Annotated in this window: 3 protein-coding genes; 2 read left to right on the top strand and 1 reads right to left on the bottom strand. The window is 44.6% G+C overall.

Going from position 1 to position 3133, the window contains the following annotated elements:
* Positions 1 to 358: hypothetical protein (locus tag WAO38_RS10955; protein WP_422237052.1), on the bottom strand; the 358-nt coding region annotated here is incomplete at its 3' end.
* Between the two features lie 242 nt (positions 359 to 600).
* On the opposite strand from WAO38_RS10955, the gene WAO38_RS10960 reads away from it, so the two are divergent.
* Positions 601 to 1701, top strand: coding sequence for a deoxyguanosinetriphosphate triphosphohydrolase (locus WAO38_RS10960; protein ID WP_422237053.1), 1101 nt, complete (start codon positions 601 to 603; stop codon positions 1699 to 1701).
* Complete coding sequence (locus tag WAO38_RS10965; RefSeq protein WP_422237054.1) at positions 1698 to 2927, top strand: NAD(P)/FAD-dependent oxidoreductase; 1230 nt, start codon at positions 1698 to 1700, stop codon at positions 2925 to 2927. Before WAO38_RS10960 ends, WAO38_RS10965 begins: the two co-directional genes overlap by 4 nt.
* The last annotated feature ends 206 nt before the right edge of the window (positions 2928 to 3133 follow it).

Genomic DNA, 3133 nt, shown 5'->3' on the forward strand with positions numbered 1-3133 from the left:
GTTTAAGCCAAATCAAGAAAATTGTCACCAAAATGGTAACGGCACACGCTTCATATCCTATGGCCCAGATAACAAAGAAAGAGGCTAAATCAAACTGTAAAAAGTATTCATAACTGGCTTCGGCAACAAATAGAAATAGAAACAGCAATCCCATTAAATAAGGGATCGTCACAAGATAAAAGGCTAAAGCAATCCCCTCATACCCTTGCGGTGCAAAAACGAAATCACGGTAATCGAGTTGTCGGTTAAAAAAATCATCTTCTTTCTGGCGACGCGCTTTGAGATTTTCTTTTTGATACAGTTTTGCGCTCTCTCGAGCAGTATCTGAAATCAATGATGAGTTTGGCCGTTTCTGCATGTTTTACCCCTGTTTTGTTGCCATAGCATTGTGAAGATAAATTATATCTTGTTTTGTGATAAAAAGAGTATTTTAGATGCTAGATGCAAAGAATAATGAAAGATTATAGTAAACCGAAACACTCAATGAGAATTTCGGTCAAACTATCGAAGGAGAATCGAAACACCATTGTAGAAAAGAAGTGTTAATTTTGTGTAAAGAGTCACGATATAATGGCATTACACAATACAAAAAGGGTTTCCGTGCTCCCAAGCCAACGTTTTTATCCTATCAGTGACGATTTTCGCTCCCCCTATGCTCGAGATCGTGACCGTATTATCCACTCCGGCAGTTTTCGCCGCCTCGAGTACAAAACACAGGTTTTTCTCAATTCGCAGGGAGATTTTTTTCGAACACGTCTGACCCACAGCATCGAAGTAAGCCAGATCGCCCGTTCCATTGCATCCCACTTAGGACTGGAAGAGTCCCTTGCCGAAAGTATCGCCCTCTCCCATGATTTAGGCCATACCCCCTTTGGGCACATCGGCGGAGATACTCTCGATGAATGTTTGCGGGAACGGGGATTTAAAAGCGGGTTTGAACATAATTTCCAAAGCTTTCGCGTCGTCACCAAACTCGAACAGCGATATAAAGCCTTTCTAGGACTTAATCTCACCTATGCGACATTGGAAGGGATTTTAAAACACTCATACCCCTATAACAAACCGTTTCTGCCCGACAGCGTCCGAGAAGCGTTTGCCCTCGATACCCATCCGAGCATTGAAGCGATGATCGTCGACCGTGCCGATGAGATCGCCTACATCAGCCACGACATCGATGACGGCGTCGCTTCGGGGCTGATAACGTTTGAAACTCTTCGATCGAGTGAGCTGATCCAAATAATCTTGCAAAAAGTATATGATGAGGGGATCCATGAAAACGAAGATGAAATGTTCCGCTACCGTTTTAGCTCCCACCTGATCAACCATCTGGTCTATTCTCTTCTTGAACACTCTCGGGACAAAATCGATAACACCCATGTGTTAGCCTCTGTTATTCCCGCATCCGAACCGATCGCCATAGGGTTTGAGCCGGAACTGGAAACCCAAATCAAAAAACTCAAAAAACTCCTCTATCAGGAACTCTATCAGCACAAACATATCATGCGCAAAATGTTTGCCGGGAAACAGGCAATTATCGGTCTTTTTAATGCCCTGATGGAAGAACCGAAGATGTTGCCCCGCTATTATGTAGAACAACTTGATCGACGTAACAAACACCGCGTTATCAGTGACTATATCGCCAGTATGTCCGATCGGTATGCGATGAAACTCTATAACGAGCTCTACGGGAGAGAGGGGTGAGCCTATCGAATAAAATAGCCATCATCGGCGGCGGGGCAAGCGGACTTATGGCGGCACTTTTCGCTGCACGTGCCGGAGCCGATGTTACAATCTATGAGCACAATTCCGGGGTCGGAAAGAAAATATTGGCGTCCGGCAACGGACGGTGCAATATCATCAATACCACGGCTTCACATGAAGATTATGCGGGCAACGATCCCCATTTCGTCACATACGCACTCAAACAGCTCAATTTTAATTATTTTGAAAAGTTCTGCAACTCCATTGGGCTGATTCTCGATATTAAAGACGATGGCCGATGCTATCCCCTCTCCAATGAAGCCAAATCGGTATTGATCGCTTTAAAAAGCGCCGTCAGTGATGCAAAAGTCCACATCCGCACCGATACCTTAGTGAGCAGCATCTCACAAAAAGAGAACCTCTTTATCGTCGAAACTCCTTCGGATAAAAATCAGTTTGATAAAGTGCTTATTGCGACAGGCTCCGAAGCGGCACCCCAGCTGGGGGCAACAGCAGACGGTTATAACTTTGCAAAAAAATTCGGGCATGAGATACTCCCGACCTACCCCTCGTTGGTACAGCTCCACTTAAATTCCAAAAACCACCATAAAATGGCAGGGGTCAAAACAACGGCGGAAGTGACGTTGATCATCAATGGAAAATCCAAAGAAAAAGTCCAAGGCGACATTCTGTTTGCCGCGTACGGTATTTCAGGGCTCGCTATCCTCGACATCAGCCAAAAGGCATCTTATGCCCTGCTCAACAAACAGCGTGTTAGTATTTCCCTCAATCTCCTCCCCCGATACGATCGCCAAACTCTCACACATATGATCGAAAAACTCTTCGCTTCCGTCCCTAATCATGACGTCCACACGGCCCTTTGCGGTCTTATCCCTGCAAAAATTGCAACCTACCTTCTCGAAGATGCCGCCATTGCTCTTTCGACAACCGTATCGGCACTGAATCCCAAAGAAGTCAAAAAACTGACCCATTTGATCGGTGAATGGAAATTTGAGGTGAGTGACACCCATGGCTTTAAACATGCCGAAGTAAGCGGAGGCGGTATTTCTACGACTCAGATCAACAATAAAACAATGGAATCAAATCTCGTAAAGGGTCTTTATTTTGCGGGTGAAGTACTCGATATTGTAGGACGTCGCGGCGGTTATAATTTTAACTTTGCATGGGCTAGCGGTATGATTGCGGGAAAAGAGATGGCGAAATAATTGTTTTTATAAAATTCCCGTAATCCAATACTAAGAGCCGCTCTGTAGGCAGTAGTGCCGAGAGGAGCGAGCGTTCTTGGATTACGGTATGATCTTTTGGTACTTTTCTGACTAAACAGAAAAGTACATTAAAAGATTACTTTTTAGCTCCGTAACGTTTACGATCACTAGGATCCAACCAACGTTTACGGATACGGATACTAACC

It is taken from the genome of Sulfuricurvum sp. (assembly GCF_049277495.1).
In the GTDB taxonomy this organism is placed as follows: Bacteria; Campylobacterota; Campylobacteria; order Campylobacterales; family Sulfurimonadaceae; genus Sulfuricurvum.